The sequence below is a fragment of the Granulicella arctica genome, assembly GCF_025685605.1.
Classification (GTDB): domain Bacteria; phylum Acidobacteriota; class Terriglobia; order Terriglobales; family Acidobacteriaceae; genus Edaphobacter; species Edaphobacter arcticus.
On sequence record NZ_JAGTUT010000001.1, the window covers coordinates 1878906 to 1899506 of the forward strand.

18 protein-coding genes and 2 tRNA genes are annotated in these 20601 nt (G+C 58.0%); 12 read left to right on the forward strand and 8 right to left on the reverse strand.

Going from position 1 to position 20601, the window contains the following annotated elements:
* Window positions 1–4: 4 nt before the first annotated feature.
* Complete coding sequence (locus OHL20_RS07605; protein WP_263382600.1) at window positions 5–433, reverse strand: tyrosine-type recombinase/integrase; 429 nt, start codon at window positions 431–433, stop codon at window positions 5–7.
* Between the two features lie 249 nt (window positions 434–682).
* A tRNA-Ser gene (locus OHL20_RS07610) sits at window positions 683–772 on the reverse strand.
* 234 nt (window positions 773–1006) lie between these two features.
* On the opposite strand from OHL20_RS07610, the gene OHL20_RS07615 reads away from it, so the two are divergent.
* From OHL20_RS07615 to OHL20_RS07630, 4 genes are all read left to right on the forward strand, one after another.
* A complete protein-coding gene (locus OHL20_RS07615; protein ID WP_263382601.1) occupies window positions 1007–2077 on the forward strand; it encodes a hypothetical protein in 1071 nt (356 codons plus the stop codon).
* Window positions 2078–2192: 115 nt separating this feature from the next.
* Window positions 2193–3464 (forward strand): ABC transporter permease, encoded by a 1272-nt coding sequence (locus tag OHL20_RS07620; RefSeq protein ID WP_263382602.1) that lies wholly within the window; start codon window positions 2193–2195, stop codon window positions 3462–3464.
* A gap of 261 nt (window positions 3465–3725) precedes the next feature.
* Window positions 3726–6824 carry a TonB-dependent receptor gene (locus tag OHL20_RS07625; RefSeq protein ID WP_263382603.1) on the forward strand — a complete coding sequence of 1033 codons (3099 nt, stop codon included), beginning with the start codon at window positions 3726–3728 and terminating at the stop codon, window positions 6822–6824.
* A 66-nt stretch (window positions 6825–6890) separates the two neighbouring features.
* Window positions 6891–7409, forward strand: a complete 519-nt coding sequence (locus OHL20_RS07630; RefSeq protein WP_263382604.1) for a DsbA family protein — start codon at window positions 6891–6893, stop codon at window positions 7407–7409.
* 2 nt (window positions 7410–7411) lie between these two features.
* On the opposite strand, the gene OHL20_RS07635 is transcribed toward OHL20_RS07630, so the two are convergent.
* A complete protein-coding gene (locus OHL20_RS07635; protein WP_263382605.1) occupies window positions 7412–8161 on the reverse strand; it encodes a 3-keto-disaccharide hydrolase in 750 nt (249 codons plus the stop codon).
* Window positions 8162–8198: 37 nt separating this feature from the next.
* Complete coding sequence (locus tag OHL20_RS07640; RefSeq protein WP_263382606.1) at window positions 8199–8951, reverse strand: 3-keto-disaccharide hydrolase; 753 nt, start codon at window positions 8949–8951, stop codon at window positions 8199–8201.
* A gap of 138 nt (window positions 8952–9089) precedes the next feature.
* On the opposite strand from OHL20_RS07640, the gene OHL20_RS07645 reads away from it, so the two are divergent.
* Window positions 9090–9707, forward strand: coding sequence for a hypothetical protein (locus OHL20_RS07645; protein WP_263382607.1), 618 nt, complete (start codon window positions 9090–9092; stop codon window positions 9705–9707).
* Window positions 9708–9775: 68 nt separating this feature from the next.
* Here OHL20_RS07645 and asnS read toward each other — a convergent pair whose 3' ends face one another.
* Window positions 9776–11134: an asparagine--tRNA ligase gene (gene asnS, locus OHL20_RS07650; protein WP_263382608.1), complete on the reverse strand. Its 1359-nt coding sequence runs from the start codon at window positions 11132–11134 to the stop codon at window positions 9776–9778.
* A 39-nt stretch (window positions 11135–11173) separates the two neighbouring features.
* Window positions 11174–12034 carry a sugar phosphate isomerase/epimerase family protein gene (locus OHL20_RS07655; protein ID WP_263382609.1) on the reverse strand — a complete coding sequence of 287 codons (861 nt, stop codon included), beginning with the start codon at window positions 12032–12034 and terminating at the stop codon, window positions 11174–11176.
* 136 nt (window positions 12035–12170) lie between these two features.
* Here OHL20_RS07655 and OHL20_RS07660 point away from each other — a divergent pair, with 136 nt between their 5' ends.
* Together OHL20_RS07660 and OHL20_RS07665 are read left to right on the forward strand one after the other, a co-directional pair.
* On the forward strand, window positions 12171–12923 hold the full coding sequence (locus tag OHL20_RS07660) for an SGNH/GDSL hydrolase family protein (RefSeq protein WP_263382610.1): 753 nt from the start codon (window positions 12171–12173) through the stop codon (window positions 12921–12923).
* Complete coding sequence (locus OHL20_RS07665) at window positions 12920–13675, forward strand: SGNH/GDSL hydrolase family protein (protein ID WP_263382611.1); 756 nt, start codon at window positions 12920–12922, stop codon at window positions 13673–13675. Before OHL20_RS07660 ends, OHL20_RS07665 begins: the two co-directional genes overlap by 4 nt.
* Before the next feature lie 8 nt (window positions 13676–13683).
* On the opposite strand, the gene OHL20_RS07670 is transcribed toward OHL20_RS07665, so the two are convergent.
* Entirely contained in the window at window positions 13684–14409 is a 726-nt protein-coding gene (locus tag OHL20_RS07670; RefSeq protein WP_263382612.1) for a DUF72 domain-containing protein, read from the reverse strand.
* Between the two features lie 22 nt (window positions 14410–14431).
* Window positions 14432–16204, reverse strand: a complete 1773-nt coding sequence (gene ggt, locus OHL20_RS07675) for a gamma-glutamyltransferase (protein ID WP_263382613.1) — start codon at window positions 16202–16204, stop codon at window positions 14432–14434.
* 184 nt (window positions 16205–16388) lie between these two features.
* On the opposite strand from ggt, the gene OHL20_RS07680 reads away from it, so the two are divergent.
* From OHL20_RS07680 to OHL20_RS07700, 5 genes are all read left to right on the forward strand, one after another.
* Window positions 16389–16958, forward strand: coding sequence for an RNA polymerase sigma factor (locus OHL20_RS07680; protein WP_263382614.1), 570 nt, complete (start codon window positions 16389–16391; stop codon window positions 16956–16958).
* Window positions 16955–17992: an energy transducer TonB gene (locus tag OHL20_RS07685; protein WP_263382615.1), complete on the forward strand. Its 1038-nt coding sequence runs from the start codon at window positions 16955–16957 to the stop codon at window positions 17990–17992. Before OHL20_RS07680 ends, OHL20_RS07685 begins: the two co-directional genes overlap by 4 nt.
* A 76-nt stretch (window positions 17993–18068) precedes the next feature.
* A complete protein-coding gene (locus OHL20_RS07690) occupies window positions 18069–19163 on the forward strand; it encodes a 4-(cytidine 5'-diphospho)-2-C-methyl-D-erythritol kinase (RefSeq protein ID WP_263382616.1) in 1095 nt (364 codons plus the stop codon).
* Window positions 19164–19197: 34 nt separating this feature from the next.
* Window positions 19198–19271, forward strand: a tRNA-Gln gene (locus tag OHL20_RS07695).
* A 240-nt stretch (window positions 19272–19511) separates the two neighbouring features.
* A complete protein-coding gene (locus OHL20_RS07700) occupies window positions 19512–20594 on the forward strand; it encodes a ribose-phosphate diphosphokinase (protein ID WP_449555754.1) in 1083 nt (360 codons plus the stop codon).
* Window positions 20595–20601: the final 7 nt, after the last annotated feature.

The following is a 20601-nucleotide window of genomic DNA, read 5'->3' on the forward strand; positions in this document are numbered from 1 at the left end:
ACGCTTACTGCGTTTCGCGGGGCATGGCCAACCGCAGTTCGATGTGCTCATGACTGTAGCGGCGTTCGTAGAGGATGGTTGAGGTGAGCCCGCGAAAGCCGTGGCCTGTCATCTTACCCTTGTATTCTATTCGTTCAAGTCCCTTGAGGATCGTGTTGTTGCTCATTGGCTTCACGGCATTTCGGTCACCCGGAAACAGCCATATATTTCCACCAGTAAGCTCCCGCAGCATATCGAGAACTTCCAGATTTTGTCTCGCAAGAGGCACAACGTGCGGCGACCTCATTGTCATGCGGTCCGCCGGAATATTCCATCTTGCTGCGTCGGGATCGATTTCCGACCAGCGGGCGCCGATAAGTTCTCTGTCCGTACAAATGAGAGCGCCATCAACTTGATCGCGAGTCGCGTAACGTGGGTACCGGGGTAACCTCAATTTGCCGGAGTAAATTGGGAGATCCTGTCTCCCTTGCCTTACGAATCTCAGTGTCTGTCAATACCATCAGAGCCTCAAAGCAACGCTTTGGAGGTATCCCCCGGAAGACAAATACATACCCCCGGAACTATCCCCTTGCACGCTTAGCTTCTGTCGTACGCTCTAGGACGGTAAAAGCGCTAAACCCTAACGCCCGCTTGGGTTCGGGTAGTGCCTTCGGATGTCTTGGGATTTCCTGAAACAGGTAGGTGGCGGAAGAGGAGGGATTCGAACCCCCGATACCCTTTCAGGTACGCCAGTTTTCAAGACTGGAGCCATCAACCACTCGGCCACTCTTCCTGTTTGAAGTTTAGTACGCTGCAGCCTCCTACGCAAAAGGCCTTTCTGCAAGCGCGCCGGCGTGCGGCCGCCGTGCATCGCCCGGGGAGTACTCCGCGGACACGGTGGAGGCGAATGTCGATCTTTGGGTGCAAGACAAGCTCTCGGCCACAGCCTACCGTTGGGAGGCTCCCGTTCAAGCATTCTGCGTACGTCGATGATCCGGGAGCAAATTTTCGCTTCGAGGAACCCATTATGCGAAACATCAAGCGGCTTGCGGTTATAGCGACCCTTGCATCGATCAGCCTGGCCGGAACGCAAGCCATCGCACAGGGTTGTGTCGCCGCCCACTCCACCCAGCACACCATGGACGAACTGGTAAATCCGATTGGCGGATTCAACGAGAGCGGCGGGGGCTACAAGGGCCTGTCCATTCACAACCTGACAGTCGATATTGGATACCGGGTCTTCAACTCCAATAAATACTTCATCGGCGATGCTGAGATCGCACGCCCCACCACCGTTCGCAACCACCAGAACATCTTCGATGTTGGCGTGGAATACAAGTTCACTCCACGCTGGAGCTTCATTGCCGATGTTCCCGTCTACAACGGCACGCGCAACCAGATCTACGCGCCCGTGGGGATCTATCAGGTCAGCGGCCTGGGAGATCTAACCGTCGGCGCACAGGCCTGGATCTTCCGCCCACCAACTGAGAACGGCGGTAACGTCGCCGTGAGCGCCTCCCTCAAGATCCCAACCGGCATCGACAACGCCACCGGATCGGGTGTACTCAATGGCCAGACGATCAAGGCGACTGCCGACCAATCCATGCAGCCCGGGGACGGTGGCTGGGGCCTATTGGTGGCGACCCAAGGCTATAAATCGATCTGGCGCCGTGCCGATGCTTACTACCAGGCGCAATATCTACTTAATCCGCGCGATACGAATGGCGTGGCCACCTTCCGTACGCAACCCGGCCAAGGCGTCATGTCCGTCACCGACCAATACCTTTACCGCGTGGGCATCTCGCAGGGCGTCCCCAAGGCTCGCGGACTGACGATGAGCCTCGGTGTGCGCGGCGAGGGAGTGCCGGTTCGCGACCTGCTCGGCGACAGCAACGGCTTTCGCCGGCCCGGTTCGATTCTGTCGCTTGATCCCGGCCTGATCTTCCAGGCGAAGAAGATGATCCTCTCTGTCAACGGACCGTGGGCGCTGCATCGGAATCGTCCTCCGAGCGTTCCCGAGCTTCAAAACGGTACGCTCAACGGGGACGCTTTTTTTGCAGACTATTCTGTGATTGCCAGCATCTCGCACCACTTCTAAAACCGCAGTGCCTGCTGCGAATTTCCGCCTACGGCAGGCACTTCGCCTCATGACAACAACTGCTCCCTGCAAATCTCGCACCGCTGCCGTAGTTAAGAGCGTCTAATCAATACCGATGCCGAAGCTTCTCAACCCCAAGAGCTCGTTTGACCGCACCCTCGCGAGCGCCCGCACCACCATGGTCTTCAGCGAGGTAGTCCAACTCGCCATCGATAGCTTCCGCGCCAGTAAGGTCCGCTTCCTGCTCACCATGATTGGCATGGTCATCGGTTCGGCCTCAATCATCCTCGTCACGACGCTCGGCCTTACAGGCAAGCAGTACGCGCTCGACCTTATCTCCTCCATCGGTACCAATATGGTCGAGATGCAGTACTCCGGCGGCAGCGTTGTCGGTGCCGATAACGTCAGCACTCCGGACTATATGACCCGCGAAGACCTCACCAACGTCGTCGAGCAGGTTCCCGGCGTCGTCGCCTCCTCGCCCATGCTCGAGCAGCACGAGGACATCAGCGTCGGCGGCGGCATCACCAAGGAGACGATGTTCCTCGGCGTCTCTCCCCAATACAAAGACATTCGCAACCTCGCCATCACCGCCGGCCGCTTCTTCGACGATCAGGATGCCAGCGGCCACGCCAAGGTCGCCGTCATCGTCGAGCCCTTTGCCCGCCTCCTCTTCGGCAGCGACTCCGCCGCCATTGACCAGACTATCTCCGTCCGCGGCATCCCCCTTACGATCGTCGGCGTCTTCAAGATGCGCATCGATACCTTCGGTCAGTCCGAGGTCTCGGATCAGACCATCCTCATTCCTTACACCGTCGCGCGTTACTTCACCGGAACCGACACTGTTAAAGAGATTTTCTTCTCCGTCAGCGACTCGAAGATGGTTGTTCCTGACTCCAAGAAGATTCTCGCGGTCATCAAGGGTAATCACCGCCCCAACTCCGTCTACAACGCCTTCGTCATGACGGATGTACTGAACAAGATGGCTCAGATCGCCGACATGCTCACGATCGTCCTTACGCTTGGCGCCTTTGTCACCTTGATTGTTTCAGGCGTCGGCATCATGAACTCCATGCTCGCAAACGTCTCCTCCCGTATCCGCGAGATTGGCATCCGCAAGGCCATGGGCGCGACCAGCCGGGAGATCCGTATGCAGTTCCTCACCGAAGCTGTCTTCCTTTCGCTTGCTGGCGGCATTGTCGGCACTCTCCTTGGCCTAGCGCTGCCATTTTCGGTTCGCTTTCTGACGCCCTTCACGATTCCGATCAATCCCTGGTCCGCCGTCATCGCGCTCGCGACCTCCGTCGTCGTAGGCGTCATCTTCGGGACCCTCCCGGCCAATCGTGCCGCCCGCCTCGATCCCGTAGAAACGCTGAAGTACGAGTAGTCGCTGGGCCTTGCTCTTCCAGTTCACATTGCCAAGTAGTCCGTTATCGATCGCCGGACGTAAGCCGTCCGCGAAATGATGTAGCTTGCGCTGGCCGACGTGATACTGTTCTGACAAAGCCAACAGACAGAAGTAGTGGATCGATAGCTAGAACGTGGCAACTCCCTGCCTCATCCACTCGCATAGCCTATGCTATCGAGCCCAGGAAGCTCCACGGATCACACTGCATTCGTCTGTTCGCAGGTCTGCTCAGGAGCTGCTATGACGAACCTTGCCGCAAAGCTTTCCCTTTTTGTGATCCTGATCTTCGGGATCGACGCAATCGGCCTCGCCCAGGTGCAATCCACCACCGGCAGCATTCAAGGTGAGGTTATGGACGCAGGCGGAGCTTTCGTAGTGGGCGCTTCGGTCGAAACCGATGAGATCGAAACCCATACCCTTCACCAGGCCACGACTGATGGTTCAGGCCACTTCGACTTCCTCTCACTCCAACCCGGACGCTACACCGTCAAGATTTCGAAGACCGGCTTCGCCACCACCATCCAGGAGAATCTCACCCTCACGGTAGGCCGCACCGCCTCGCTCAAGCTGACCCTCCAGGTCGCCGGCACCTCCGAGTCGGTCATCGTTACCTCTGCCCCGCTCGTCGACGTGGTCACCGCCTCCTCTACCACTACGCTTAATGAGCAGACCATCGCGACGACGCCGGTCCTCGGACGCAAGTTTGAAGACCTGCTCACGCTCACGCCCGGCGTCAGCATCTCGCAGGGACCGGACGGCGATGAGATCAACATCAACGGCCAGCGCGGCATCTTTAACAACATCTCGCTTGATGGCGGAGACTATAACAACGGCTTCTTCGGAGAACAATCCGGCGGCCAGCGTGCCGCAGTCGACATTACCCTCGAAGCGGTCAAGGAGTTCCAGGTCGTCGCCAGCGGTGCCAATGCAGAATTCGGCAGGACTGGTGGCGGCGTCGTCAATGTCATTACCAAGTCAGGCACTAACGATTTTCACGGCAGCCTCTTCGAATATCAGCGGCTTGAGGCACTCGCCGCCGCAGCCTCCGACGGCACCTCGCTCACCGACTTCCATCGTGAGCAGTTTGGAGGCAGCGCTGGCGGCCATATCATCCGCGACAAGCTCTTTTATTTCGGAGCCGCTGAAGGCATCGATGAAAACCTGCAGCGCACCAACCTCAGCGCTTACAACAGCGCAGCTCTAGGCGGAGCTACCCCGTGCTCGGTAACTAACCCAGTATTCCGCTCGAATATCACCGAGGCGCAGATCAACGCCAACGGGGACTGTCAGCGCCAGGTGCTCCTCAACTTCTATAAGAGCAGCTTCAACGAGAATGAGGGCTTGCCCGTAGACCACGTCGTGCACAATGGAGCCTTCTTCGGCCGTGTGGACTACACCATCAGTCCGAAGAATCAGCTTAACGTCTCCTATAACTTCGACTACTCTAACAACGCAAATCAGACCTTCGACGTCTCCACCTACGGCACCTCGGCCAACGGGACAGAAGGGCCCTCGCATGTCCAGACGCTGAACTCAAACCTCATCACTACCCTCAACTCACACGCGCTCAACGAGGCGCACTTCACCTTTGGACACGAGACCCGGCCTCGCTCGCCGATTGATCCGACCGCCGTTCCGGATACCGGTATCGGCTTCTCGCCATCCTTCCGCTTCGGTCAGCCATTCTTCCTCGGACCTGGGTCGAGCGAGACGTTCTATCACCTGGACTTCAAGGATAACTACTCGCTCATCCTCGGCAAACACACCGTCAAGGTCGGCGCGGAGTACCTTTACAGCCACAACGTTCAGGTTTTCGACGGCTTCGCCTTGGGCCGCTATATTTTCGGCAGCGCTACTGGCTTCCTCCACTATGCCTCACCCGCCAGCACCGGCAACGGCTATGGACCGAATACGGTATCCTGCGCCGATGGCAGCTTCCAGTCGGCGGCTACCTCGTGCCCGGGCGGCTCGGCTAATTCGTTCGGCAGCCCGCTCTTCCTCTACCTCCAGGACACTGCTACCCAGCCCGGCGAGACTGTTCAGCAGGCAGGCTACTCCAGCATCGCCAATCATGAACCAGCCTTGTACGCGCAGGATACCTGGCAGGTCGCCTCGCGACTCACCATCAACTACGGTCTTCGCTGGGAGGCACAGTTCTTTCCCAACCCAGTCATCGACCCCTCGAAAACCGCCTATGGCTCGAATCTCTCAGATCAACGCTTTCCCTCCACCGGCTACCTGCCTAATCAGACAAAGGAGTTTCAGCCCCGTGTCGGGTTTGCATATGACGCCTTCGGCAACGGAAAATCAGCCTTGCGTGGGAGCGCCGGCATCTTCAACGCGCGGCAGAACGGCCTGACCCAGGTCGGTGCCATCACTACCAACGGCGTGCAGCAGCAGACGATCGGCACCTGCTCGAACGGCATGCCCGTTTATCCGAACGATTGCGCCGTTCCGGCTACCTACTCGCCCATCGGCGCAGGCGTCACCGTCTTCGACAAGAACTACCACAACCCCCGAATCCTCACCTTCAACGTCGGATACGACCAGCAGGTCGCCCAGGACTATGTCGCCTTCGTTGATTTCACCGATTCGAAGGGCGTCTATCTCACGCGCTTCACGAACCCCAACGTCGGACCGACCGTCATCCCGGCAGTCAACGCCGATACGGTTTCGTACGCCGGAGCTGTGCCGTTTACGAATCTTGGAACCATCACCAACACCATCAGCAACGCCAAGTCGCTCTACCGTGGCCTCACCATCGGCATGCGAAAGCGCATGTCTCACCACTTCCAGTTCGAAGCGCAGTACACCTACTCGGTCGACCGCGATGATGACTCGAACGAGCGCGATCCCTTCACCTTCCGCTATGCCAACCTCTACAACCTCGGCGCGGAGTACTCCCTCGCGGATCGCGATGAGCGACACAAGTTTAACGCCTTCGGACTCGGCGAGCTGCCCTTCGGCTTCAAAGGCAACATCCGCGTTCAGCAGCACTCCGCCGAACCCGAAACCGACAACACAAATGGCACGGGCACCGGCGCGGCGTGTAGCTTCAATAACTCACTGACACGCTTCGTAAATGGCGTTGATTGCGGCCGCAACCACCTCCGCAAGGACAACGCCTTCTTCGTCTTCGACTTCGGCGTTGCCCGCCCCATCCGATTCCATGACAGCAAGTTTGAACTTATTCCCCGGGTTGAAGTCTTCAATACCTTCAACAACACGAACAATCTGAACCCGCTCAGTTCCCCGGCTCTCTTCGATTTCAGCGGCTTCCTTCGCACTGGTGTCGGCGATCCACGGCAGGCCCAACTCTCCCTCCGTTTCGTCTTCTAAGCACCGAGCAGCGCTCGTCCATACCTGAAACTCCTGCATCCAAGTAGGAGGTTCAGGGGTAAATCAATGTCAATGCTAAAGGTTCCGGTAACGGACGATGATCACAGCTTAGGCGATGCGAAAGCTAAAATCACACTCGTCGAATATGGAGATTATCAGTGTCCCGATGCCGGAATGGCCTACCCGATGGTGAAGAAGCTTCAAAAGCATTACGGCAAGGAGATGCGATTCGTCTTCCGAAACTTTCCGCTGGCGGACATTCACGAGATGGCAGAACCGGCAGCCCAACTGGCCGAGTTTGCAGCCGCACAAGGCAAGTTCTGGCAGATGCACGACGCGCTCTTCGCCCATCAGAGACGCCTCAGACCTTCCATGCTGGTGAAATTAACCGAGCAGCTCGGACTGGACGGCAACGATGCCGCCTCGGCGATCGAAGATCACGAGTTTGCCAAGCGAATCGCCACCGATGTAGACGGCGGCAAACGATCTGGGGTACACGGTACTCCCACTTTCTTCATCAACGGAAACCTCTACGAAGGCGAATGGAAGTACGAAGAACTGATGGCAGCGATCGAAGCGGCTTAGCTTTATCGTGGCGACGGTCGCAGTACTCGGATTTTGATGTTTCGGAACGAGACCGGAAACCCATGATCCTGCAGAACGATCGCCGTCTCCGGCATCTCGCCGAAGTTGGGATAGACGCTGAATTTGCTGCCAGCAACAATTTGTTTGAACTCAGGACTGTTCCTGTCGAACTCCAGCACCTTCTGGCCATTCAGCCAATGCTCTCCGTGCGTTCCGCGAAGCACGATCCGCGCCGTGTTCCACTCACCCACCGGCTTGATCGGCTTATCGCTGCGGGCTGGAATCATGTCATAAAGTGAAGCGACGGTGCGGTCACCATCCTTGCCGCGCTTGGCATCGGAATGCACAGCATCATCGAGAATCTGGTACTCAAAGCCAACTGGCGAGCCCATCCCTTTCTTCAGGTTCAGGTCGACCAGGTACAGAATCCCGCTGTTCGCTCCGACCGTCGTGCGGAAGTCGACGGAGAGTTCAAAGCTTGCGTACTTCGTTGTCGTAATGATATCGCCCGCTGCGCCGCCCTCCGCACCGCCAGTGTCGGTGACGCTGAGCAGCCCATCCTTAAGTTCCCATCCCGATCCCGGAAACGGACCACTACGCTCACTCTCCCAGCCTGCGCTGGTCTTGCCATCCCAGAGGAGATGCCAACCAGCAGCCACCTCCTGCTTTGTAAGCGTATTAGGCGCCTGTGCCGCGAGCGAAATAGAACCGGCAAGTAAGGAGACGACGAGGAGCGTAGCGCGAATCGACATGGTTCACCATACATTCATGTAAGGTCTGAAAGTCAACCTACTTGGAGGGAGTTGCCGGCAACTCCCGAATCTTGATATTCCGGAACGACACTGGAAATCCATGATCCTGCAGCAGGATATGGCCCGACCTAGCCTCGCCGAATCCCGGATAGACGTGATACTTGCTGTCCGCAACGAGCTGCCGAAACTGCGGCGTAAATCGCTCATACTCGACGACCTTAACTCCATTCAGCCAGTGCTCGCCATGCGCGCCGCGAACCACGATCCGCGCCGTATTCCACGCCCCAATCGGCCGCTCAGGCTTCCCCTTCGCAGGCGCAATCATGTCGTAGAGTGACGCTTGCGTCCGATCCCCATCCTTGCCCTTCTTCGCGTCAGGATGCACAGCGTCATCGAGGATCTGGTACTCAAACCCGATCGTCGCGTTCTTGCCCCCATTCGCAGCTGGGTCGACAAAGTACTTGATCCCGCTATTCGCCCCCGTAGTGATCCGAAAATCTACCGAAAGCTCAAAGTTGGTAAACGCATCCGTCGTAATGATGTCGACAGCGCTGCTACCCTCCTCGCCGCTGGTGTCGGTCACATTCAGCAGACCATCCTTAAGCTCCCACCCAACCGTCGGAAAGCTCACGTCCTTACTACTCCGCCAACCAGCAGGAGTCTTTCCATCCCAAAGCAGTCTCCAACCACCAGCCGCCTCCTTCTGAGTAAGCGTATTAGGAGCCTGAGCAAGCGCAGGAAGGCCAGCAAATAGAACTGTAGCTACAAGAAACACGGCACGAATCGACATGGTTATCCACGATACACGGGTGAAGAAATTCCTGTATGAAGCTCTAGCACTTCCAGGAATGATGGCGTTCCACGCAAAAGGGGTATGGGTTATTAAGTCCGCCCGGCTATCATTCTGAGACGGAACGAGGTTGATGCAATGCGGTCATTGGAGATTGCCCAGGTTATTGGCATAGCGAGCTTTATCACCACCGTCACGGCCTTGACGCTGAACATCCTGTGGAGCCGCCGCAACCGCCGAGAGGCAAGTATTCGGGACCGAGCGAGCTTCAACGCCGGTTTTCGCAAATGGGCGGATGCAGTGCTGGCCGCGATGAGCGCCGCTCTCCATCACTGGCAGCAGGGTGAACCGATCACGACGGAGTTGCTCGGAGAGTTATCCGCGCTGATCCATCAGGGACGACTCTTTCTGCTGAACGAATGGCGTGCCCAGGACCAACACAGCCTCGAGTTTCCGGGTTTGCGACCGCGGATGCTCGACTGCATTTACTACACCTATCGATTCGTGCAGATGCCGCGCGAGGGCCGGGAGGTCTCGGAGGATTGGGACATCCTCTTTCGCCTGCAGGCCTGCTTTGTACGGGATGCACAACGAGTGATGGCTCTCGACGCTCCGGAATCGAACATGGAAGACCTGCGCAAACTTCTAAGAGATCCAGAGTTTCTGGATACCAGCCAGATGCACCCGGCAATCTTGGCCGCATACACCGAAATCGAACGGCCGTCCTCAATATCCAAAAAGAATGGATACCGTTAGGCAGATCGTCGCCAGTATCCAACTCACTCATAGTGGAAGCCAGACATAGACCTTGTAAGCCCATGCCTCTACGGATAAATCCGATTCAATGTCCTGGCGAACGGAATCGTTTCGCGCACATGATCCAGCCCGCAGATCCACGCCACAACGCGCTCAATCCCCATCCCAAACCCGCTATGCGGAACGCTGCCGTACTTGCGCAGATCCAGGTACCACTGGAACGGAGCAAGCGGTAGCTCTGCCTGCTCGATCCGCAACTTCAGCAGGTCGTAGTCGTGAATGCGCTGCGAGCCCCCAATAATCTCGCCGTAGCCCTCAGGCGCGAGAACATCAACGCAAAGCGCACGCGCCGGATCAGCCGGATCAGGCTGCATATAGAACGCCTTAATCGCCGAAGGATAGCGATGGATGATCACAGGCTTATCGAACTGCGAGGAGATGTAGGTCTCGTCCGGTGACCCAAAGTCGTCACCATCCTTGTGCTCCGTCTCAATCAGGCCGTTGTTGAAGGCATCGACGAGCATCGCGTGGGCCTCGTCATAGCTCAGGCGAGGGAAGGCCAACGACCCTTCCGCACCCGGCGCGACCACAGCCTCAAGCTTCGGCACGTCGCGCCCAATCACCTTGAGGTCGGCGCGATGCTGAGCAAGCACCATAGTCACAATATGAGTCAGCAATCCTTCAGCAAGCAACAGCAACCCATCGAGCTCCAGAAAAGCCACCTCAGGTTCAATCATCCAGAACTCAGTAAGGTGTCGCCGCGTCTTCGACTTCTCCGCCCGAAACGTCGGCCCAAAGCTGTAGACCTTGCCGAGCGCCAGCGCCGTGGCTTCGATGTAGAGCTGACCGGACTGAGTGAGATAGGCCTTGTCGTCATCGAAGTAGTCCATCTCGAACAGTTCAGACGTACCCTCACACGCATTCGGCGTCAGGATCGGCGGATCGGTCCGGGTAAAACCGTTGGTGTCAAAGTACTCCGCAGCCGCGCGCATAATCGTGGCCCGCACCCGCAGAATGGCGGACTGCCGCGGCGTCCGAAGCCAGAGGTGGCGGTGCTCCATCAGGAAATCAACGCCATGCTCTTTGAGCGTGATCGGAAACGGGGTCTCATCGGGCACACGCTGCAGCACTTCTACATGCTCCACATCAATCTCAAAGCCGGAGGGCGCGCGGCTATCGGCTCGAACCTTGCCCGTCACCACAAGGCTGGACTCGAGCGTCAGGTTCTTGAGCGTCTCGAATACGTCTTCCGAGACCGCAGCCTTCGGGACGATGCCCTGAATAGTGCCGGTACCGTCGCGAAAGATCGGGAAGAGCAGCTTGCCGGAGGCGCGAAGATTGTAGAGCCAGCCACGTAGCGTAACGGTCTGGCCTTCATGGGCACTGAGGGAGGCGATGGTAGCGATGGGGCTGGTTTCAGTCGACATGTCAGCCATTAGGGTAAATGAATGAGTCCAGTCGTCGGATCAAGAGGCTTGGAGCGAATCCGCGTGGCGGGCCTGCTCGTCCCAGAAAAGCTGGGACTTCTTTGTCACGGATTCGGGAGTTTCCCCAAGATCATGCGAGATCTCAAGAATCGCAGGAAGCTGCGTCTTCAGCCCGGCGATGCGCTTGGCAACATTCGGCCAGTCGATCGTCCCCGCACCCGGCCACAGATGCTCATCCTTCGTGCCGTTATTGTCATGCAGCTTGATCTCGCCGATACGCCCCTTCAGCAGTTCGAAGGCCGTATCGATCCCTTCGCCGTTCTCAGGCGCGGCGATATGCGCATGCGCCACGTCGAGGCAGAAGTTAACCGTGTCGAAGTGCCCAACCTTGACGATCTCAAGCAGATGCTCTGGCGTGGTGACCTCATTCTGTAAATTTTCGAGCAAAATTTTGACGCCAAGAGGGTGCGCGAAGGCCTTTAGGTGCTCAATGGCGGTGAGCGAGTGTTCGAGCGACCGTGGACTCCATTCATCATCCTTCTGGCCAAGGTGCAACGTCGCGGCAGTGAAAGGAATCTGCTCGGCGGCCTCGATCGCGCGTTTCACCTCGTCCATCGCGTCGATCCGGTGAGATTTCTCTACATGGATCAGGTTGATCGTCGGGGCCACATGCCGCGACCACTGGGCATCGGTGTAAAGCGGCTGGTGCAAGGTGGCGCCAATATCGTTCGAGCGGAACCAGCTTGCGATCTCGCGGACGACGGAACGGTCGGCGTAGTCGAAGTGATGACGGGCGGCGAAGATCTCAATGGTGCGCGCCCCTCCGTTGCGAAGTGCGTCGAGAAGGCCGGTGCTCAGGCGCTGCTGCAGGAAAACGTGAGTAGAGATTCCAGGGTTCATCAGTTTTAAAGGTACAGCAGGTGGATTAAGCTTTGTTTCTCCTTATGGAGAAAGGAGTGGGCGCAATCCTCTAGAATCGAGACCACCAAGGGTGAGCCGGTCTAGCCGGTCGTAACGATCCATCAGGAGAGACGCAATGAAGGTTCTAATGAGAGCAGCGCTGCTGGCAATTGTGCCGATGACGGTTTTGCTCGCACAGGATGCAACCCCGGCACCTGCCCCGCCAGCCGTCAGCGATGCTGCAGTAGCGAGGATGAGAACACAACTCATGGATTGGGCACAGCTCGACAGATACAAGGCAGCCAACGCCACACTCGGAACCTCCGGCATGACCGGCCGCGTGGTCTTCTACGGCGACTCCATCACCGACGCCTGGGTCAGCAACGGTGGCGAGTTCTTCCCCGGTAAGCCCTACATCAATCGCGGCATCAGCGGCCAGACGACGCCGCAGATGGTCGTCCGGTTTCGTCAGGATGTCATCAACCTCCATCCGGCAGCAGTCGTCATCCTCGCCGGCACCAACGACATCGCCGGGAACACTGGCCCAGAGACGCCGGAGATGATCGAGGACAACTTCCGCACCATGGCAGACCTCGCCAAGGCGAACGGCATCAAGGTGATCTTCGCGTCCATCCTGCCGGTGGCAGACTATCCATGGAAGCCCGGACTCAAGCCCGCGCTCAAGATTCAGGCGCTCAATAACTGGCTCGCTGGTTATAGCGTCAACCACTCCATCACCTACCTCGACTACTACACCGCGATGGCCGATGAGAATGGCGGGATGAAGCCCGGCATCAGCCTCGACGGCGTCCATCCCAATGCGAAGGGATACGCCATCATGCAACCACTCGCGCAAGCCGCAGTCGATAAGGCAATAGGCCCACGATGAAGTATCTCTATATAGCGACCCTTGTAATGAGTGGCAGTCTCTGGGCCCAGCAGGCGTCCGTCTCAATAGCCGTTCCGGTAGCGACGGTCACCGCAGGCGAGTTGCAGGAGATGCGCGCGAAGTTGGCGGACTGGCCGCAGCTCGGCCGATACCGTGCAGCGGACGCAGCGCTGCCTCCGCCCAATGCAGGACAGAAGCGAGTCGTCTTCTTCGGCTCGTCGACAACGGACAACTGGGGTCGCAAGTATGACTCTGTCTTCTTCCCCGGCAAGCCCTACGTCAACCGTGGCGTAAGCGGTCAGACAACGCCGCAGATGTTGATCCGCTTTCAACAGGATGTCGTCGCGCTGCGGCCCGCGGCCGTAGTCTTCCTCGGCGGCTCGAACGATGTAGCGGGCAACACGGGCACGGCAACGCTCGAGATGATTGAAGACAACATCCGCTCCATGGTCGCCGTTGCCAAAGAGAATCACATCCAGATGATCCTCGCCTCACAGCAGCCAACCATCGAGTTTCCATGGGCCAAAGGGTCGCACCCCGCGCCGATGCTGCTCGCACTCAGCGCATGGGAGAAGGAGTACGCCCGCGCCCAAGGCCTCGGATATGTGGACTACTACAGCGTCCTTGTAGGACCCGACGGAGGCTTCAAACCTGGCCTGAGTGTAGATGGAGTCCACCCGACAGCAGCGGGTTATGCTGTCATGGCACCCGTCGTTGAACGCGTGATCGACCTCGTTCTCAAGCAGCCTTAGCGCTGCGCTCATTCCGTAAGCTGCTGCAGTCGACGCGCATCGCCAAGTGCAGCACCTGACGCTGTGTTGTCGAAGATGCACCAGACATCAGCATTTTTCTGTCGCGCCTTCATATCAGTAGCGAGCGGAACCAAGCGACCGTCTTCGTACGCAGAGTAGTACACACGCGGTGAGCCGTGCAGCCGATAGTAGACAAGGGCCTCCCAACCTCCGGGGTAAGTAGCCTCCGGAATGGAGGTTGGATCGGCCGCCACAAGCGCGATATGGAACCTTCGAAAGAGCTCGCTAACCTCAGCCGTAAACCATGTGGGATGGCGTGGTTCAAAGACAACCGGGCCGGGATGCAGGTCGCGCAACATGACCATGAAGGCCTCTGCGGAGGCCAGCTCAAATGCGAATTTTGGCGGAAGTTGGAAGAGAAGCGGGCCAAGCTTTGCATCAAGAGTCGTTACTTGTTCGAGGAAGGTCTTCAGTAGCTCAGGCGAGCAGGCAAGTTTGCCCTCATGCGTAATGGTCTTAGGTGCTTTGACGGAGAAGCGAAAGTGCTCGGGCACTGAAGCTGCCCACTTCGCCCAGGTCGCAAGACGGTGCGGCTTGTAGAAGGATGAGTCAATCTCGCAACAGCGAAAGGCACGAGCGTAGCGTTCAAGGTGCGTCCCTTCGCCAGGCACGTCACTGCCAAAACGACTGGGAATGCTCCATCCTGCGGTACCGATCCGGAGACTTGAAGTCATGAAGATGCCGTCTCGTCGAGAGTTAGTAACCAGCAGCTTTGCCGTAAGTCCGCCGCGAGTCATGGCCGCCCAGCAGCTCATGCGTCTTCGGGTCGACCATGATCAACTCACTGTCGCCCCAAGTCCCGGGACTCTTCTCGTCGGCATGCTGGTTGCGATTGGTGGTGTACCCCATCGCCTTTAGTTGATCGCCAACCTCCGCCGAGAAGCTCTTCTCAAGGTCCAGCCGATCCGGCAGGTATTGGTGATGGAAGCGCGGCGCATCCGCGTCAGTCTGAACATCAAGATGGTTGTCGATCACAGAGATGATGTCGTTCGCCACCGTGGTAATGATCGTCGAGCCACCCGGTGAGCCGAGCACAAGGTACAGCTTGCCGTGCCGATACCAGTGCCCACGCGTAGTCACAATCGTCGGTGTCATCGCAGAGAGCGGCCGTTTACCCGGAGCGATCGAGTTCGCCGAGCTCTGCATCAGCCCGTAGACATTCGCCACGCCGATCTTCGATGTAAAGTCGTCCATCTCGTTGTTCAGCAGGAAGCCAAGCCCCTCCACCGTCACACCCGAACCGTATCCACCATTCAAGGTAGTCGTGCTCGAGACAGCCATCCCGTCCTTATCGACAATCGAGAAGTGAGTCGTGTCCGTAGGCTGTTTATGCGGCGGACTGTCCGGGGGCTGAGGCATGAAGTTGGCAGGCCGAACAAGGCTCGCACTCGGCGTCGGCTTATCCGGATCGATCGAACTGCGCCATGCTGCTGCGTACTTCAGGCTCGCCATCTGCTTGAGAGGAAGCTGGTTGAAGTCGGGATCGCCAAGATAATCAGCACGATCTTTGTACGCGCGCCGGAAAGCTTCGGTAATGATGTGGACCTGTGCAGTACCTCGATCCGGCCCCAGCTTAGGCAGGTCATAGGTAGAAAGAATATTCAGGATCTCGACCAGGATGATCCCGCCCGAAGACGGAGGCGGTGCCGTAATCACGTCATACCCGTGGTATCTCCCCTTGATCGGCTCCCGGTCCTTCACCTCATAGCTCGCCAGATCCTCCGCCGTAATCAGCCCACTATGCTCCTTCTCAAAAGCAGCGATCTTCTGCGCCATCGCGCCCTTATAGAAGGTGTTTGGATCGCTGGCAATCGCTGTCAGCGTCGCACCGAGCACCGGCTGTTGAAAGGTCTCGCCTGCCTTATAGAAGTTGCCATCTCGCTGATAGATGTGTGCCGAGACGGGAAAGCGAGCGATGTTCTTGCTTTGCAGCCATGTCGCCTCCGCCGCGCTCAGCACAAACCCATCCGTCGCCAGCTTGATCGCCGGAGCCATATCCTGCGCAAGGCTGAGCTTACCGAAGTGCGACTGCGCATAGATCATCCCGGCCACCGAGCCCGGAACACCCGAAGCCAGATAGCCCACAAGCGACCTGCCCGGCGCAATGTTCCCCTGCGCATCGAGGTACATATCGCGCGTGGCCGCAGCAGGAGCCTTTTCGCGGTAGTCAAGAAAATGCGAGCGACCGTGCTTATCGCGGATCAGCATAAAGCCGCCCCCGCCAAGATTGCCCGCAAAGGGATAGACCACCGCAAGCGAGAAGTGGACCGCCACCGCTGCATCTACCGCATTGCCGCCCTGCTTCAGAATTGAGACGCCAGCATCGGCAGCATCATGCTGAACGCTCAGCACCATCGCATGAGCCGCGTGCGTGGGCTGTTCAGCGTGCGCCGGAATAACGAGGGACAGTGCCGCAAGCGACGCGGCGATGCGGAATCGAACGTGCGGATCTGCGAACTTCGTGAGCATGAGAACTTCTCCGCGGAGTTGTAGGTGTTCTCAGCAGCATATACGGTACCTCGTTCACACGGGCATCTTGCATTGCTCCTCGCGGACGCGAATGCCTCTTAGTTTGAAAGATAAATAAGAAAATTGAACGGTTTCCTGTTTTGGTCGGTCTTAGGGTGTGAGTGACAGGAATGAGGCTCGCGATATGAGCGCAGGAGTCGGGGTCTGGGTGCCGTATGGCGAAGACGAGGAAGCGTTGCTTTGTCACCGGACGAGCGAGCGAGATGAAGCGTTCGCCGGAATGGTGGCGCGGCAGTCACGGTTCATGTTTCGCGTGGCGTATAGCTTGCTGCGGAACGCCCATGACGCGGAGGACGCGGTTCAGGAGGCCTTCCTCAAGCTGTATCGAGGCGAAGCCTGGCAGGCGATGGAGGATGAAAAGCCATTCCTTGCGCGCACCGTATGGCGGGCAGCGATCGACCGGCTTCCGCGCAAAGGGATGGAGGACATCGCGGGGATGAATCTGATATCAACCGCTCCCACCCCTGAGGGCCGAACGATTGAGTTGAACGAGCAGGAACTGCTACGGCGGCTCATTCACGGACTTCCAGAGGAGTTGCGACAGGTGCTGGTGCTGTCGGCGGTCGACGAGATGACGTCACGGGAGGTGGCAATCGTCCTGGGAGTTCCCGAGGGCACGGTCCGGACACGGCAGATGCGGGCGAAGATGGAGTTAAAGAAAAGATTCGAGAGCATGAAGGGAGGGCGGCGATGAGCACATTTGAAGAGTTAGTTGAGGGGACCGTGCGAGATATGGCGAACCCAGAGCCTCCCGTGAACTTCGAAAGCCGCCTGAGCGCGGTGCTCTGGGCCGCTCGTGAGGTGCATGTAGCCAAGGGGGCGACGGTCAGTCTTCTTGCAGACGAACTACGAGCACCAGGTCTGCTGGCATCATTGTGGAGTAGCGTACGGGAGTTGGTGTGGCCGCAGAAGTTGGTCCCGCTGGTGCTCGAATCGCGATCTGTTGTAACGGTCGACCCATTGGCCCCGGAGCGAAGTTCACGGTCGATGCTGGGCGCGGTCCTGGCGCATGCGGTGGTCATTCTGGTGATTGGGTTAGTCGTTGAGGCGCGGACCGGTGTGGTACGTACGCCGCCCGCTCCGGTTGAAGTCGTGGCGCTTGAGGCTCCGCCGTTGAAAACTCCGCCAAGATCAACTGCTGCCGGTGGAGGAGGAGGGCAGCGGGGGCCGGTTCCGGTGACTAAGGGGCACCTGCCGAAGTTTGCAGAGATGCAGATCGTACCGCCAAAGACACCTCCGCTTGATGCGCCGAAGATTGCAGTTGAGCCTATGGTCGAGGTGCAGATGGATCTCAAGATGGCCGTCGCTGCGGTGCCGGAGTTAGGCATCCCGAACTCTCCGCTTATTGGCAGATCCATGGGGAATGGAGACGGGTTAGGACTTGGCTCCGGTGAGGGCAACGGCATTGGGCCGGGATCTCGCGGCAACACAGGCGGAGGGTTCCGACATGTCGGCGGTAGCGTTAGCGAGCCGAAAGTCATCATCCAGCCTGAGGCGGAGTACTCGGACGAGGCGCGAAAGGCGAAGTTCTCAGGCAACGTGCTGGTGTATCTATGGGTGGACGAGCATGGCAACCCGACGCATGTGCGAATTGCCCGAAGCGTTGGCTTGGGTCTGGACGAGAAGGCTATCGAGGCAGTGCAGCAATATAAATTCCGGCCAGCGACCGAAAATGGAAGGCCGGTAACGGTCGAGATGTATGTGGATGTGAACTTCCATATTCTCTAGACACTCTCAGCGAAGAAACAAGGCAAGCGTGCTGATTGGTCGTGCGTTCCCGTCAACCACCTACAATGAATAGGTTATGGCGACACGAGTTTGTTCCTTTTCGAAGATCAATCTGGGGTTGGCGATTGGGCCGGTGCGGACCGACGGCTTCCATGGATTGACGACCATGTACCAGACGCTGGCGCTTCACGATGTTGTTTCGGTAATGGCGCACCTGGCTGATGAGACGCGAATTACGCTTACGACGAATCACCGGCATGTCCCGGTCGATGGTCGAAACACTGCCTGGAAGATGGTGGAGCGGTTTATCGCCCGACTGGGAATCTCGGCGGACGTGACTATACATATTGAGAAAAACCTGCCGGTGCAGGGTGGAATGGGTGCCGGATCGGCCAACGCGGCTGCAGCACTCCTGGGCCTTGAACGCGAGTTAGGTGTGGCGCTGGATGGGGTTAGCCGGCTGGAGATGGCGGCGGAGGTCGGCTCCGACGTGCCTCTTTTCCTGCTCGGCGGGGCGGTGATGGGGACTGGCCGTGGCGAAATTGTAGTCCCGATGCCAGATTTGGCGGCCATCCCTTGCGTGGTGGCAGTGCCGGAGACGGGGGTGTCGACGCCGGCGGCCTTCCGCGATTGGGACGCCTTGCCCGAAGCGCCCTCTTCGTCAAAGGATCTTGATCCATTGACCCCTGCTCGTAAGCGTGATAGGTTAGAAGAGTTGAGTCTGGCTTACTCATCCCTATCTGCAAAGACTGGAGTGGTTGAGCCTGACACCTCCGGTATTGTTCGCGACAACCTCCTCGATGGGGACCTTGGCAACAAACAAGGAAGTTCTGAAGATCAGAATGGTATGCTGAACAGTCTCGCCGAGAATACCCTTCTCGCGCTTGTCCGCACCGGGATCGGAAATGGCCTTCGGAATGATTTTGAAGAGGTCGTCTTTCCTCAGTATCCCTCTCTGCGTGAAACCAAGCGTCACTTGATGGGTAATGATTCGGGTAGCTCTGCGTTATACGCGGCGCTTTCGGGTTCAGGTTCGGCACTGTTTGGACTCTATCGGTCCATGGCGGATGCACGGGCAGCTCAACAACGCGTTCAGGCGTCTGGGGTACGGGCTTTGTTGACTACAACCTTGCCTCGATCCGATTACTGGCGCAGAATGTTCGCAGGGTGATTTTGTCCGGAGAGTAACGCAACCGGCAATTCATTGGGCGATCGACTAACGGTAGGTCCAGAGCCTTTGAAGCTCTTTGTCTAGGTTCGAATCCTAGTCGCCCAACCAGAAAGTTGACGCCGACTCTTTTGGAGTCTCTCGAACAGGCAACTTAGGGTTCTTTGGCGGCAGCAACATGCCGCGGAAGTTGAATGGTTTTGACGTCGTGCGAGAACACCGCAGACGGTGAAGTACCAAGTTTGAAGTGCCGAGTCTTACTTTCGTAAAGAAGTACCGGAGCAAAACAAGGCTCCGGAAGAGACAAGCAGCAGGAGCTACCGAGGTCAACCAGCCTCCGAGGGTTTCAACGTGAACAAGCAAGACACGACTGCGGTAACTTCCCCTATTTCAGGCCAGGCTGGCGAGACCGAAACAACCTCCCAGCCTGGTACCTCGCAAGGCTTTACGGCCAAAGGCTCCCAGGAGAAGAAGCGCTCCGGCAAGCTGAGCGAGGACAAACGCTTCAAGATTTTCAGCGGATCTGCCAACGTTGCGTTGAGCGAGGAGATCTGCCGGTTCGTTGGTGTGCCGCTGGGCGAGACCCGGCTGCAGAGATTCTCTGACGGCGAGGTTCACTTTCAACTGCTGGAAAACGTTCGCGGCGCGGACGTTTTCCTCGTGCAGCCTACCTGCTTTCCGGTCGATCAGCACCTCGTGGAGTTGCTGATTATGATGGACGCGCTCAAACGCGCCTCCGCTGGCCGGATCACGGTAGTGATTCCCTACTACGGTTATGCGCGGCAGGATCGCAAAGATCGGCCGCGTGTCGCCATTACTTCGAAGCTGGTGGCAGATCTACTGACAACGGCAGGCGCGAACCGAGCCCTGCTTGTCGATCTGCACGCGGCGCAGATTCAAGGCTTCTTCAATATTCCGGTCGATCATCTCTTCGCCAGTCCGGTGCTGGTGAGCTACTTCCGGGATCTGAACCTGCCCAATCTCACCGTGGTCTCACCGGATGCAGGTGGCGTGGAACGTGCACGCTTCTTCGCAAAGAAGCTGGATGTTCCTTTGGCGATCGTTGACAAACGCCGGACGGACATCAATGTAACCGAGGTGATGAACGTGATCGGCGATGTACGCGGCCGGACATGTCTGATCCTCGACGACATCATCGACACGGCGGGAACGCTCGTTAAGACGGTGGATGCGCTGCTGGCCCAGGGCGCGGGCAAAGTTTACGCGTGCGCTTCCCATCCGGTGCTTTCGGGCCCGGCGGTGGAGCGTATTGCGGCGTCACGGCTTGAGCAGTTGGTCGTGACGAACAGCATTCCATTGCGCGAAGAAGCGCTTGGAGTGTCGAAGATTAAGGTGCTCTCGATTGCTGGCCTTCTGGGTCGCGCCATCGAGAGTATTCACATGGAGACCAGCGTTAGTACGCTGTTCAACTAGGCGGTTT